The organism is Streptosporangium sp. NBC_01639, assembly GCF_045209755.1.
Lineage (GTDB): Bacteria > Actinomycetota > Actinomycetes > Streptosporangiales > Streptosporangiaceae > Streptosporangium.
Map to the genome: position 1 here is coordinate 1232291 of NZ_CP109272.1, position 14305 is coordinate 1246595.

Annotated in this window: 13 protein-coding genes; 4 read left to right on the plus strand and 9 right to left on the minus strand. The window is 67.7% G+C overall.

Annotated elements, in window-relative coordinates; all coding sequences use genetic code 11:
* Positions 1–560 precede the first annotated feature (560 nt).
* From OHA77_RS05495 to cmdF, 8 genes are all read right to left on the minus strand, one after another.
* Positions 561–1004, minus strand: a complete 444-nt coding sequence (locus OHA77_RS05495; protein ID WP_326821754.1) for an SgcJ/EcaC family oxidoreductase — start codon at positions 1002–1004, stop codon at positions 561–563.
* A 42-nt stretch (positions 1005–1046) separates the two neighbouring features.
* A complete protein-coding gene (locus tag OHA77_RS05500; protein WP_326821753.1) occupies positions 1047–1175 on the minus strand; it encodes a hypothetical protein in 129 nt (42 codons plus the stop codon).
* 46 nt (positions 1176–1221) lie between these two features.
* Entirely contained in the window at positions 1222–1506 is a 285-nt protein-coding gene (locus OHA77_RS05505; RefSeq protein ID WP_406316585.1) for a phosphopantetheine-binding protein, read from the minus strand.
* Between the two features lie 25 nt (positions 1507–1531).
* Positions 1532–3115, minus strand: a complete 1584-nt coding sequence (locus OHA77_RS05510) for a 4-hydroxyphenylacetate 3-hydroxylase N-terminal domain-containing protein (protein ID WP_326821751.1) — start codon at positions 3113–3115, stop codon at positions 1532–1534.
* Positions 3116–3619: 504 nt separating this feature from the next.
* Entirely contained in the window at positions 3620–3961 is a 342-nt protein-coding gene (locus OHA77_RS05515) for a YciI family protein (RefSeq protein WP_326821750.1), read from the minus strand.
* Between the two features lie 128 nt (positions 3962–4089).
* A complete protein-coding gene (locus OHA77_RS05520; RefSeq protein ID WP_406316588.1) occupies positions 4090–5601 on the minus strand; it encodes an FAD-binding protein in 1512 nt (503 codons plus the stop codon).
* Between the two features lie 19 nt (positions 5602–5620).
* Entirely contained in the window at positions 5621–6991 is a 1371-nt protein-coding gene (locus OHA77_RS05525) for a condensation domain-containing protein (protein ID WP_406316590.1), read from the minus strand.
* 29 nt (positions 6992–7020) lie between these two features.
* Positions 7021–8616, minus strand: a complete 1596-nt coding sequence (gene cmdF, locus OHA77_RS05530; RefSeq protein ID WP_406316592.1) for a tyrosine 2,3-aminomutase — start codon at positions 8614–8616, stop codon at positions 7021–7023.
* A 191-nt stretch (positions 8617–8807) separates the two neighbouring features.
* Between cmdF and OHA77_RS05535 the strand changes: the two genes are divergently transcribed.
* The 3 genes from OHA77_RS05535 to OHA77_RS05545 all read left to right on the plus strand — a co-directional run bounded on the left by OHA77_RS05535 (position 8808) and on the right by OHA77_RS05545 (position 12012).
* Entirely contained in the window at positions 8808–9962 is a 1155-nt protein-coding gene (locus OHA77_RS05535) for an epoxide hydrolase family protein (protein WP_406316594.1), read from the plus strand.
* Positions 9963–10073: 111 nt separating this feature from the next.
* Complete coding sequence (locus OHA77_RS05540) at positions 10074–11360, plus strand: acyltransferase family protein (RefSeq protein WP_406316596.1); 1287 nt, start codon at positions 10074–10076, stop codon at positions 11358–11360.
* Between the two features lie 298 nt (positions 11361–11658).
* On the plus strand, positions 11659–12012 hold the full coding sequence (locus OHA77_RS05545) for a hypothetical protein (RefSeq protein WP_406316598.1): 354 nt from the start codon (positions 11659–11661) through the stop codon (positions 12010–12012).
* 82 nt (positions 12013–12094) lie between these two features.
* Here OHA77_RS05545 and OHA77_RS05550 read toward each other — a convergent pair whose 3' ends face one another.
* The gene (locus OHA77_RS05550; protein WP_406316599.1) at positions 12095–12289 is read right to left on the minus strand and encodes a hypothetical protein; all 195 of its coding nucleotides are present in this window, start codon (positions 12287–12289) and stop codon (positions 12095–12097) included.
* A gap of 1016 nt (positions 12290–13305) precedes the next feature.
* Between OHA77_RS05550 and OHA77_RS05555 the strand changes: the two genes are divergently transcribed.
* Positions 13306–14058 carry an alpha/beta fold hydrolase gene (locus OHA77_RS05555; protein WP_406316600.1) on the plus strand — a complete coding sequence of 251 codons (753 nt, stop codon included), beginning with the start codon at positions 13306–13308 and terminating at the stop codon, positions 14056–14058.
* Positions 14059–14305 lie beyond the last annotated feature (247 nt).

Genomic DNA, 14305 nt, shown 5'->3' on the forward strand with positions numbered 1-14305 from the left:
TTCTCCATTGCGGATCGGCGGCGAAAAAACGGCACCATGAAGCCCCGGCTCAGGTCGCCGGCCGGTATCGCCCGAGCGGACACCGGTGGTGTTCGATCGTCAGCGACGACCGCCTGTCACGGCGCCTTTTCTCCGATGGCGGTTCCCAGCCGCCATATCGCCGAGGAGATTACGGGAACGAGCCGGAACAAAGGATGTCGCTCTGCGATTCCCACTTTTCGCGATGGACACGCCACGGCCGGCGGCCTGCCCGGCACCGGGCCGGCCCGCTGCCGGCCGCCGTTCATCGTGAACGACAGCCGCCCGGCCCGTCCGGACGACTTCGCCGAAGTCACGGAGCGACGACGGTCCGTCCTACCCCCAGCACGGGCGGGCCCCCGAAACGACAAGATCCCGCTCGACCGCCAAGGTCGGATGAGATCCCGTCAACTTCAGTCCGGCCGTCTCAGGAGTGGCCCTTCGCAGGGAGACCGTCGGTTCCACCGGTGGGTGGTGCCGACCGCCCGGGCGCGGGAGCGCACCGTCAGGAACGGCGGTGTACGCCCTCATCGATGCGATGGTCAGGCATCGGTGCCGGGTGCCGGCAGGCTCCGCTTCGCCGGGCTGTTCTGGTACGCGGCCAGCAGCCACTTGCCGTCGACTCGCACGACGAACCAGGACGCCCGGACGGCCTGCGCCTCGGAGACCTCGCTCTCGCTCGCCGCGATCACGCCGCCGTAGGAGAGCAGCAGGGCGACGTCGGGGCCGAAGAACCGCAGGCTGATGGGCTTCCCGGTGACCTGGGTGCCCTTGTAGGTGTGGTCGAACGCGTCCTTGAAGTAGGCGCGGATGTCATCACGACCCTGCCGGAACACACCGGGCAGGATCATGGTGCCGTCCTCGGTGAACAGATTGGCGAAACCGTCGGCGTCGTGGTGCGCCCAGGAGGCGATCATCTGCTGGGCGACCGCCGCAACTGCCGCCTGCTGGGCGGCCGGTGCCTCGTAAGGGATGGTCGTGGTCATGGTGTTCCTTTCGCCGCGATGACGGTAAGGGATCGGGACGGGTCAGCCGGCGACGGCACCAGAGCCGGGCCGGCGCAGCCACGCGATCAGCTCGGCGCTGCTGTCGAGGATGGTCAGGACCTCGAATTCCTTGCCCCACTGTTCAATGGTGTCGTCCGACCGGTGCCGCACACATCTCCCGCGTTGCGGACCACCCCTCGGACCGGCGCCGGAACGGTCAGGCCGGCAACTTCTGCTGGCCATCCGGCTGCGCCTTGGCCAGTACGAGGGCCACGAACGCGGGCAGGTCCGGGTCTTCGAACAGCTCGCCGATGTCGACCAGCACCCCGACCTCGTCCTCGACCCGCGCCGTGATGCGCACCGCGGCGATGGACTGTCCGGACAGCTCGAAGAACGTCACGTCGTTCTGATCCGGCCGCGCGCCCAGCACGTCCCGCCAGATCCCCGTCACCCGCCGTTCGATCTCGGCCTGGTCGAGCCCGGTTCTGTTCTCGTTCGTCATGCGATGATCTCCTGTGCCGTCGATGTCAGCCGTGAAACAGACCGTTGCGGACGCCGCGCAGGTGGTCGAACGACGACAGGTCCGGCACGGTCCAGCCGGACAGGTCGTACTCGTCCAGACACTGATCGACGAACGCCTTGTAGCCGTCGACCTCACCACTGGCGATCTGCGCGAACAGCAGCTCGGTCCGGACGTTCTCGTGGTTTCCGGCGTAGTTGCGTTCGTAGAGCTCGTGCCGGCCGCCGAACTCGGTGCCCACCGCGTCCCACAGCAGCTTCATCAGCTTGACCCGCTCCACCGCGGACGTGCCCTTCGAGCCGCGTAGGAACCGGTCGAGGTAGGGCCGGATCCGCGGGTTGGCGAAATCCTCCGCGCTGGAGTTGAGATAGATCAGACCGCTGGCGACGTCCTGCTGGACGATCTCCTTGATCCGCGGGTAGCCGGTCTGCATGAACCACCGGTAGGCCATCCCGTACGCCGGGTTGGGCAGCACCGCGCCGTTCACCCAGTCCACCGGGTTGCGCGCGGCCGCGTCGGACAACGCCCAGAACAGGTTGCGCCAAGCCAGCACCTCGCCGAGGCGGGCCTGCACCCCGCGGAACTCGTCCGAGCCGGTGATCTCCAGTGCCTTGGCCAGCAGGCCGGCCAGGAACTCCAGCTTCACCGCCAGCCGCGTGCACCCATGGAAGGTGAACCGTTCGGGGAACCCGGACCGGCCGGTGAACGTCTGCACCTTGCCCAGGTCGCCGTAGATGAACACGTTCTCCCAAGGGATGAGTGCCTTGTCCAGCACAAAGATCGTGTCGTTCTCGTCGAGCCGCGACGAGAGCGGGTAGTCGAAGGGACTGCCCATCACGGCGGCCGCGGCGGTGTAGGAGGTGCGGCAGATCAGCTTCACCCCCGGCGCCGCCATCGGCACGGTCGCCACCAACGCGAACTCGCGCTTCTTGAACGGAACACCGTAGTGGGCGACGAAGTTGTAGTGCGTCAGCGGCGACCCGGTGGCCACCACCTTGGCACCGCTGACGATCAGCCCCGCGTCGGTCTCCTTCTCCACGTGCACGAAGACGTCGGCCACCTCGTCGGGCGGGCGGTTGCGGTCCACCGGCGGGTGCACGATCGCGTGGTTCCAGTAGAGCACCTTCTCCTGGGACTCCCGGTACCAGCGCCGTGCGTTGTCCTCGTACGGCGCGTAGAACTCGGCGTTCGCGCCGAGCGTGCCCAGGAACGAGGCCTTGTAGTCGGGGCTGCGCCCCATCCAGCCGTAGCTCATCCGCGCCCACGCGGCGATCGCCTGCTGGTCGGCCACCAGGTCTTCGGCGCTGTGCGGCGTGGTGAAGAACCGGTGGGTGTACCCGCCGCTTCCGGTGTCGGTCGGGCGGGTCAGGGTGTCCTTGGTCTTCGGGTCGTGCAACGCGTCGTACAGCCGGGCCACCATCCTGGCCGGATTGTGAAACGCCGGGTGCGTGGTGACATCCTTGACGCGGTCGCCGTAGATGTAGATCTCACGGTCGTCCTGCAGGCTCTCCAGGTATTCGGCACCGGTGAATGGACGCGGCCCCGTCGGTTGATCGGCGACCCCGGCAGGATCGTGCTCCTGTTCGGCCATCGGACGTCCTTTCGGTGAGACGCTCGCTCGCGAATTCGATTACGACAGCAGGAAATTCCCGTCGTTCTTCACAGATGGGGTACGGCGAGAGCCGCCGGGGCACCGGACGCGCCGGTGAGGCAGATGGGGGGCGCCGCGGCCGGGGTGCGCCGATGGCGGCGGCCGGCGGACACGACCACATCGTCGACGTCGGGGGCGCCATCGGGCCGCTCAATTGGGGGCGGCGCCGCTCAGCGCCGTTCTCGCGGTCACGGGGTCTGCACCGTTACCGGGGTTTCTCCCCCGAACCGCGGCGGTTCGCTGAGAACACGTCGGTGCTGAAGCCCGCCGCGCCGTGGCCGACGCTGCGGACGGAGAGCACCAGCCCGGTTCCTGGTGACCTCTGTCATCTGACGTTCCGAGCCGAGTCTTCGTGCTGCCCGGCATCGGGTCAAGAAGGACCAACCCGGTGCAATCATCCGGTTCCACCGGGTTGGCCGCAGCTCACGTGGGTCGCGAGCCTGGTTACTCCTCCTCGGGCGGCCCTTCGAGCAGCGGACGCACCTCGACACCGCCGTCGACGATCGGCACGAACTTGGCCAGCTCCACCGCGTGGTCGATGTCGCGTGCCTCGACGATGAAGAACCCGGAGAGCTGCTGGGGAGCGTCGTGGAACGCGCCCTTGGTCACCGTGTCGCCCCGAACCGAACGGGCGGCCGACGCGGAGTCCGCGGCGAAGCCCGCCGCGAGCTTCCCGCCTGCCTTTTCGATCTTGTCGGGAACCTCCCCGTGTGCCTCGAGGACCTCCTGCGGAATATCCTCGAAAGCAATTTCCTTCTCGTAAATCAGCACTGCGAACTCAGGCATCCTGTGCCCTCCTTCTTTTCCCGATCAGCATATGATCTGTTGCGGAAGGTAGCCGGTCCCGTACATTACTAGTCCGGGTCGCCGCCGGCTGGCATCTTCTGGATTGCGCCGCCATGCGGACACGGCTGTCAGGGCAGTTCGACGGACAGGCCGTGGCGGAATTCGTTGCGCGGGTCGTAGCGTCGCTTGACCTGCTGCAGCCGTGGATAGTTGTCCTTGTAGTACAAGGTGGACCAGGGCACTCCCGATGTGTTCCAGGTCGGGTCCGCCAGGTCGACGTCCGGGTAGTTGATGTACGACCCGTCGCTGACCTCGTTCGGCACCGGCACGCCGCCGGTGTCGGCGTACACGTCACGGTAGAACTCGCGCAGCCGGGTGAGGTGCGTGTGGTCCTCCGCCTCGTCACCCCATACCGCCATGTAGGCCGCCTTCAGCACCGAGTCGCGCTGCGCCGTCGCGGTGGCGTCCGGGGCCACGGTGTTCACCTGGCCGCCGTAGCCGATCAGGATCAACTGGTTCTGCACGCCCTCCTCGCCGGTGAGGTGCTGCCAGATGCTGGCGAGTTGGCGCTCGGTGTACCCCCTACGCAGGTAGGCGGCCTTGATCTTGATTCGGCGGATGTCCTGGGTGCCCGGGTCGCCCCAGTTCGGGTAGGCCGCGAAGTACAGCCACGGCCGCACCACCTGGGTGCGGGTCGGCTCGACGCCGACGCCTTCGCTCACCGTGTCGAAGTAGGTGTCCAGCAGCGCCGCGGCGTCCGGGACCTCGTCGTCGATCATCGCTTGGAGCATCAGCGCCCCGCCGGAGCGGTGCGACGAGTAGAACGACGCGGAGTGTCGGGCATGGGGCGAGCCGGGCGCGCTGTTCTGCTCGAACCAGGTGCCGACGTTGCGCAGCAGGGTCGTGAACGACTCCTCGGTCATCGACTCCCACGGCCACATGCAGAATCCGATGCGCCAGCGACTGGGCGCCTTCGGCAGCAGTTCGGCGGGGTCGGTCGAGGTGACGCCGGGTGAGCGCACCCAGTAGCGGGTCACCACGCCGAAGTTGCCGCCGCCGCCGCCGGTGTGCGCCCACCACAGATCGCGGTGCGGGTCGTCGGGCTCGCAGGTGGCCACCACCGCGCGCGCGGCGCCGTCCGCGTCGACCACGACGACCTCGACCGCGTACAGGTAGTCCACCACCGCGCCCAGCCGGCGCGACAACGGACCGTAGCCGCCGCCGACGAAGTGCCCGCCGACGCCGACCTCGGTGCACTCCCCGCCGGGGATCGTCACGTTCCAGCCTTTGAACAGCACCCGGTAGACGTGGCCGAGCAGGGCGCCCGGCTCGACGGCGAAAGCGGTGCGGGACGGGTCGTAGTAGACGTTGGTCATCTCCGACATGTCGAGCAGGACGCCACCCTCGGCGGCGAAGAACCCCTCGAAACCGTGCCCGCCGCTGCGCACCGTGACCCGGAGACCACTCCCGACGGCGGCGCCGACCACCGCGACCACCTGCTCGGTGCTCGTCACCACGCACACCCGGTCCGGTTTGGCGACGAACCGGTGGTTGGTGCCGCGCAGCAGGCTCTCATAGCGCGGGTCGTCCGCGGCGATGGTGGCCGGCCCGAACTGCGGGATTTGTACCGATTCGTTCACGTCAACTCCTCGTCCTTCGTCAGATCCGCAGCGGCGCGTGCTGGTCGAGGACCCCGTCCTTGAGCACCTGGCTGAACTCGTCGGCCAGCGTGCGCATCGTGATCTCGGTGAACTTGTGGCTGTTGAACCCCAGGTACGCGTTGATCTCGCCGGACGGCGCAACGTCCAGCTGCCACAACGCGCCGTCCGGGATCTCGGTCGCCCTCTCCTGGGACAGCCGCCGCGGGATGTTGCGCAGCTCCAGGTCGCCGACGGCGTCGCCGTCCAGCACGAACGGCAGCTGCAGCACCTGGAAGGCGATGAGGGCCTGGTCGTCGGCGGCCGCCCCGGCCATCAGCTCGGGCGCCTCCCCCAGGACCAGAAAGAACGGGATCTCCCGGGTGTACGCCTCGATGCAGGTCAAGCGGGTCCGGTCGAGCACGTCGCGGAAGGTGGCGCAGCCGGTCAGGTCGGTGCGCAGCGGGATGAAGTTGGTGAAGTTCCCCACCGTGTCCTGGAACCGGGTCTGCTTGCGGTTGGCCCCGATGGTCGGCACCACGATGTCGCCGGTCCCGCTCCGCCTGGCCATCAGCACGTTGTACGCGGCGAGCAGGACCATGAACGGCGAGCTGCGGCTGTCCTTCGACACGGCGGCCACCGCGGCGGCCAGGTCCGCGTCTATCGCATAGCGGAGCACCGAGGTGTTCTTCGGCAGGTTCGCCGAGCGCGGGTGGTCCATCCGTGCCGTGACCATCTGCCCGCCGCGCAGCTTGTCGCGCCAGTACGCGCGCGAGGCGGGCGGCGCGGCCTCGGTCGCCGATTCCCGCTCCCAGACCGCGTAATCCCGGTACTGCGCGGGCTCGGGGCGATCGGCGACGGCGTGCCCGCGCCGGCGGGCGTACGCGGCGGTGAGGTCGCCGATCAGCACCTGCATGGACCAGCCGTCGACCGCGGCGTGGTGCGCGATCAGCACCAGCACCGCGTCCTGCTCGTCGAACCGGCCGAGCACGGCGCGCAGCAGCGGCAGCGGCTCGATGCCGTACCTGCCGCCCTCAAGCTCGATGATCAGCTCCTCGGCGCGCCGGTCCCGCGCTTCCGGAACAGTGTCCGAAAGGTCCAATTCGGAGACCTGTGCCGAACTCGGCGGTGCGATGGTCTGGTACAGGTCGTCACCGTCGCGCACGATCCTCGTGCGCAGTGCCTCGTGCCGGGCCACGACGTCGTCGAGCGCCTCCGCCAGCGTGCCGGTGTCGACCGGGCCGCGGATCCGCCAACCCCAGGTGATGTTGTGCCGGGGACCGAACGGCCCGGAGTCCGGGTCGCCGGCGTCGAACACACACAGCATCTGCTGGGCGAAGGACACCGGGACCCGCTCCGTCGCCGATACGGGCTGTGGCTTTGTGTTGGTCATCGCTGGGAGCGCCTTTCGTGATCAGCGGTTCAACGCAGCTCGATGCCGACCTGCTGGGCGACGTCGAGGAATTCCCCGCGAGACAGGGCCGCGGCCACCCGCTCGATGTCGTCGGCCATGTACCGGTCCCGCTCCAGGGTGGGCACCATGGAGCGCACCATGTCGTAGGTCGCCTTGCCGGCCGGGCTGAGCCCGTCGTAACGGCCGGACACGTCCACGGTCTGCGCGGCGGCGAGATACTCGACGGCGAGGATGTAGTTGTTGTTCGACAGCACCCGCCGTGCGTTGCGCGCGGAGATGAGGCCCATGCTGACGACGTCCTGGTTGTCCCCGTTGGACGGAATGCTCTGCGTGCTGGCCGGGCCGATGGTCCGGTTCTCCGCGACCAGTGCCGTCGCCGGGTACTGCGCACCGGCGAACCCGCTGTTGAGGCCCGGTTCGCCGGACGCGACGAGGAACTCGGGCAGCCCGGACAGGTACCGGTTGAGCAGCCGGTTGGTCCGCCGCTCGGAGAACACACCCAGCTGGGTGAGCGCGATGGTGGTGAAGTCCATCACGAACGCCACCGGCTGGCCGTGGAAGTTGGCGCCGTGGAAGACCTCCTTGCCCTCGAAGAACAACGGGTTGTCGTTCGACGAGTTGAGTTCGGTCTCGACGGTCTCGACAGCGTGGTACAGGGTGTCCCGTACGGCACCGACCACCTGCGGGATGGCCCGCAGCGTGTAGGCCTTCTGGATCCACACGTCGGTGCGCGAGATCTCGCCGGTCGTCTGCTCCTTCGCCTGCCGGCGCAGGTCGGCGTGTTCGACGGCGAGCCGCGTGCCGGCGAGCAGCGCCCGCATGTTCGCCGCGCTGTCGATCTGGCCGCGGTGCGGCCGGGCGATGTCGTGGCCTTCAGGCTGGAACGGGCTCATCGAGCCCTGCATCGTCTCCACCACCAGGGCCGTGACGATCTCGGCCTGGCGTACCTGGTTGAGCGCCCGGCCGAGCACCAGGCACCCCAGGCCGGTCATCGCCGAGGTGCCGTTGATCAGCGCGAGGCCCTCCTTGAACCGCAGCTCCAGCGGCTCGATGCCGTGCTCGCGCAGCACTGAGGCGGTCTCGGTCCGCTGACCGTCCTTGAGGACGTAGCCCTCGCCGATGAGCGCCGTCGCGATGTGCGAGAGCTGGCCGAGGTCACCGCTCGCGCCGAGCGAGCCGATCTCCGGGATGGCCGGGGTGATTCCCAGGTTGAGGTAGAGGGCGATGCGCTCGACCAGCTCGGGGCGGACCGCGGAGTAGCCCTTGGCGAAGGCGTTCAGCCTCGCCGCGACGATCGCCCGCGCCTCTTCCTCGGCGAACAGCGGTCCGACGCCGGCGCTGTGGCTGCGCACCAGGTTGGTCTGCAGTTCGACCTCTTTGGACGTGCCGACCATCATGTAGATCATCTCGCCGTAGCCGGTCGTGACCCCGTATACGGGGACGCCCCGCTGAACCGTTTCCTCGAACTGATTCCGGCTCGTCGTCACCCGGTCCAAAGTGGACTGGCCCAGCGTCACGGGCGTCCGGTCCTCGGCGACCCGTCGGATGCTCTCGATGTCCAACTTCTCGCCGTCGAAGTCAACGGTTGCGTCATCCTCAACCATTTCTTCCCCCCGTCAAGGTGTCCGTAATGCTTGCGCCAATGGTGCCCCGGCCGGTCTCCGGGCGGCTTCTCTGGGCGTGCGCACTCAGGTCGCACATCAGAAGTTGAACGCAAATCCGCGGTCCGGCGATGATTTCCAGACAAGACCCGCTCGCTCTTCCTCGTCGTTCGGCACGCATGGAAGGAACCGCCGTGGAACCGTTCCGCATTGACATTCCCAAGGCCCAGCTCGACGATTTGCACCGTCGGCTGGAGGCCACCCGGTGGCCGCCCGAGCTAGCCGGGTTCGGCTGGGAGCGGGGTGTGCCGCCGAACTATCTGAAGGAGTTGGCGGAGTACTGGCGGACGTCCTTCGACTGGCGCGCGGTCGAAGCGGACTTCAACCGGTACCCGCAGTTCCGCACCGAGATCGACGGCGAGTACGTGCACCTGCTGCATATCCGGTCACCGGAGCCCGACGCCACCCCGCTGCTGCTCACGCACGGCTGGCCGGGCGGGTTCCCGGAGTTCGCCGACGTCATCGGGCCGCTGACCAACCCGGCTGCCTACGGCGGCGACCCTGCGGACGCGTTCCACCTGGTCATCCCCTCCATTCCCGGCTACGGATTCTCCACGTTGCGCGACACCGGCTGGGACGTGCCCCGCATCGCACGGGCCTGGGCGGAGCTGATGCGCCGGCTGGGCTACGACCGGTACGTCGCGCAGGGCGGGGACGCCGGGGCGGTGATCTCCCTTGTGCTCGGTCTCGTCGACCCGGAACACGTCCTCGGTGTGCACGTCAACATGCTGATGACCTTCCCGTCCGGCGACCCGGCCGAGCTCGCCGACCTGAGTGAGACCGACCAGCGGCGGCTGGCGCAGCTGGGCCGGTTCGACGCCGACCAGTCCGGCTACATGAAGATCCAGCAGACCCGGCCGCAGACGCTGGGCTACGGCCTCACCGACTCGCCGGTCGGCCAGCTCGCCTGGATCGTGGAGAAGTTCCAGGAGTGGACCGACCCGGCGGCGAAGCTGCCCGAGGACGCGATCGACCGCGACCGCATCCTCGCCCTCGTGACGCTCTACTGGCTGACCGCCACCGCGGGGTCGTCCGCGCACTTCTACTACGAGGGTGCCGAGGATGTCCGGCGCGCGGTCTCGGGGGCCGTGCCGCCACCGCAGTCGGTCCCGGTCGGTGTCGCCGTCTTCCCGCACGACCTGTTCCTGCCGCTCCGCCGCCTCGCTGACCGGGACATTCCCACCATCACCCACTGGACCGAGTTCGACCGCGGCGGGCACTTCGCGGCTCTGGAAGAACCCGAACTCCTCGTTGACGACATCCGGGGGTTCGTCCGCTCGCTTCCTTGACTCTAGATCCGTAAAAATTCGAGCATTTTAGGAGATGCCGTACAGGGGCTCGCCGCCTTGAATGACCAGACGAATCCGTGTTCTCCATCCTTTGCATAAAGGAGCACGCCGATGGTCGCCGAGCTAGCGGGCCCCCCTGACGAGGGGATCCAAGGGCAGCAGAATAAAGTTCCGAAATCGAAGGTCCGGGTACCGGTACTCGACGGCATCCGCGGTTTCGCCGCCCTCGCGGTGCTGCTCACGCACGTCACCTACGCCGGCGGTGTCATGGACGTCGGCGACCACAAGGGCTGGCCGGTCTTCAACTGGCTGTCCGTCGGCCTGACCGTGTCACTGGCGCCGTTCTTCCTGCTGTCGGGTCTGCTGTTGTACCGCCCGTTCGTCAGGGCGACGTTCAGCGGAGGGCAGCGGCCGGCGTTGAAGCCGTTCTTCGTACGGCGCCTGCTGCGCATCCTGCCTGCCTACTGGACGGTCACCCTGGCCGCACTGCTGCTGATCAACCTCGAAACGATCGACAGCCTGTGGGATGTCCTCCGGCCGATGTTGCTGCTGCAGTGGTTCGTCGACACCAAGAACGCCATGATCCCCGGTCTGGAGATCACCTGGAGCGTCGATGCCGAGTTGACCTTCTACCTGCTGCTTCCGGTGGCCGCCTGGTTGATCAACAAGTACGCCCGGCGGGTCAGCGACCCGGCGCAGCAGTTGCGCCGGATCCTCTGGTCGCTGTCCCCGATCGTGGTGCTCGGCCTCGCGTGGGAGGTGTACGTCCACCTGCCGTTCATGGGCCCGTACCCGGTCCAGATGTTCTGGCCGCCCGGGTTCCTCGGCCTGATGGCGATCGGCATGATGTTCGCCGCGCTGTCGGCCTACCATGAGGCGACCGGGCGGGAGCCCGCGATCTACCGGCTGGCCGCGAAGTGGCCTCTGTCGTGGTGGGTGGCCGCGTTCGGGGTCTACGTCCTCAACTGCGTCAAGCCGTTCTCGGTGGCCGGTGACGGCGACTACCCGCCGTTGAGCCAGGCGCTGATGGACCAGGTGCTGTTCCTGCTGTTCGCCGTGCTGCTGACGGTCCCGCTGTTCGCGCCGGATGCCCGGTCGCGGTTCATCGAGGCGCTGCTCGGCAACCCCCCGATGCGGTTCCTCGGCCGCATCTCGTTCGGCATCTACCTGTGGCACTTCCCGGCGATGTACTTCGCGTTCGGCATGGGCAACCTGTTCGGCACCCCACCGCAACCGATGTTCATGGTGATCGGCACGATCGGGTTCTGGCAGCTGATCGCCGAGGTGCTGGCCATCACGATCATCCTGTCCACGCTGAGCTTCTATCTCATCGAGCGGCCGGCCGCCCGCCTCGGTGACCGGTTCCTCCGGTCAGGCGTGCCGACGGCGACCCTCTGACCGATCCCGAGCGGCTGGTCGACTCGTGAGCCCGGTAGGACTGTCCACACCCGGCAGCCCTACCGGGCTCGTCGTTTTCCCCGCAACGGGCAAGCATCCATCCGGAAGCGGCACCGGCATGGCACCGCTCGAAACGGCCTCGGCACGTACATCTGCGTGCTGGATCATGACGGCCGGCTGATCATCTCCGCAATCGTGAAGAAGATCCGGCAGTCGCAACGCCGGAAGAATGATCACATTCTTGGTAGGGCGAGGAGGCTGGCATGATCGGTGATCGGGACGGGACGACCGAGCGGCTGTGGTCGATGGCCGGATCGGGCACGCCGACGGGGGTGCGGGCGGCGACGACATCGGCGTCGCCGACCATATCCCCGTGGGCCGGCGTACCGCGGCGAAGCCGGCCGACGCGTGCGTCGCCGACCTAGACGCGCTTGACCGGCTGCTGCGCTACCTGCGCCTGATGTGTCCCGTGTTCCGTGGAGTCAGGTTGGTCGGCTTTCAGACCGACCGGATGTTCGGATGGAACATCCCGCATTCGATCGGGATGAGTATCACCAGGGCGCGGTGGCGTCGTTGCCGGTCGTGGAAGATCTCCAGGTATTCGAAGATCGCACTGGCCGGCTCGATGCGGGTCTTCCCTCACATGCGTTGAGCGGTCCGGTTTACATTCGTCCCCAGAACGAATCGATGACGGCGCCTGCGTAGCAGTCACCGATCGACCCCATCGGATGGCATCAGGCTGGATGCCCTGGCCGCTGGGAATGCGCCCAGGAGGTGAACTGCACCCCGTGATCGGAGTGGATCAGTGTTCCGGCCGACGGTGTGCGGTCGCCGATCGCCATGCCGGGCGCGCTGGTGACCAGGACGGCGGTCTGCGTCGCGTCGACGGACCGGCCCACCACACGCCCGAACGCGACATCGCGCCCCACCATGAGTTCGTATGCACCCGCATGCCACCGTAGGCGCCACCGGAGGCGGCGTGCGCCTGCCGGATCTGCCCGGTCAACCGGGCGTGCCGCAGCGCGCGCACCGAGGGCGGACGAGTCCGCCAGGCGTAGAGCCGGATTCCGGAACATCCATGATCTGGCGGCAGAGCTGGACCGGTAGCCATTCGGCGGCCAGCACCGCGATGGCTTCGAACCGCCTTTTTCCGGGGGGCAGCGCCTCTCTCCGCGGCTCGGCGGCGTACCTGGTGACGGCTCGCTCGGTCGCCAACTCGACGCTCCGCCATCAGGCGGCGATCGGCTCCCTACGATTGGAAGAGGTCGGACCTGGCTTCCGCCCGGTATCCGGCGACTCCTGCTCGCGCCGGTTGCTGATCGTCTGGTCGCTGATCTGCAGATCGATCGACAGCCGTCGCACGGTGCGACCGACCTCCAGCAGGTCGAGGACCTTGCGCCGAAATTCGGGGGATATTGCTTTGGCATACGGGCCTCTCCTCGTAGCCCAAGGCATATCAGGCAATCAAAGCAACTCCACGAAAGCCGAAAAAATTAATTCAGATAACGGCAGCGCGGATCATCGAGTTCGCGACAAAATAGCGTCAATTCCAACGGACCCGACTCGCAGCCACCCGAGTGCGGCGGCCTTTGACACGGAGCCGTCTAACTTTCATAAATATCAGGGATTCACTCATGGATATCAAATTGCTCGCTGAGTACGAGTGCCACGTATGGTGGGCGGACGCCCAGGATCTCCCCACCGAGGTCCTCCGCGCCGATCTCAGCGCTATGGAGATCGTCCGCGCGATCGGGTATCGCCGTATTGCGGCATGTCCTCGGGAGGCCGCGGCGGAGTGGCGCTCCCGGATCGGAGCCTTTCCACGCGGGGGCCCGAATCCGATGCGACCCGCCTCTGCCCTTCGTCCGCCCCGGAAGTCACGATGGCGAAACGATGCGATGCGTGCCGGAGATACAGCCACGGTGATGCTCTCGAAAGGCGCGGCATGAGGAGCTATGTACTCATTCCCGGCTTGTGGGCCGGGGCATGGATATGGCAGCAGATCGAGCGGCAGTTGCGCGCCGCGGGCCACCACACCCTCGCTGTGACGCTGTCCGGCCTGTCCCCCTCCGACGCCGACAGGAAGAACATCACCCTCGCGGACCACGTCGATGACGTGCTGTCGGTCCTCATCGAGGAGGGCTTGAACGACGTGATCCTGGTCGCCCACGACTACGGTGGCATCGTCGCCGGCAGCGTGGTCGATCGGGCGCCGGAGCGCGTGGCCCATACCGTGTACGTGGAGGCGTTCGTCGCCCATGACGGCAAATCCATGCTCGACGTCTTTCCGGACAGTCTGCGCGCGGAAGAGCTGCGCCTCATCGACGACAACGACGGGCGGCTCCCCCCACCGCCCGTCGCCGCCATTTCGGCCGGGCAGGATCTGTCCCACCGGGACGCGCAGTGGCTGCTCGATCGCTTCGTCGGACACCCTTGCCGTTCGATATCCGATCCGGTAACCCTCACGCGGCCGCCGGCGACTCACTCGGCGACTTACGTCGTCTGCGAGAAGGACCACTTCACGGGGAGCATCGACGATGACATCGGCCGGTTGCGCGACGAACCAGGATGGACTTTCCGTACGCTGAAGACGGGTCGCTGGCCGATGCTTTCCGCTCCCGGCGAGCTCTCCGAGCTTCTCCTGGAGGTGGACCGCAGAGTGGGAGCGCCCAGCGCCGGCACGGCGGCGTTCGACTGAACACCGGTCGCCGGCCGGCCGATCCACCGGAGCGTCAGCGAGCCCGCCGAGGTCGCGTTCTTCCTGCCCCAGGCCGTGGCCGACCCGCCCGTCGCCGAGCTCACCGGTGTCGCCGGGCCGCGATGGAAGGTCGGGGAGAACAACGAGACCGGCGGGGATCTGCTCGGCCTGACCGAGTATCAGGTCCGCACGTGGGACGGCCGGCGCCGCCGTCTCACCACGGCCGTTCCCGCCCCGGCAGAGCGGT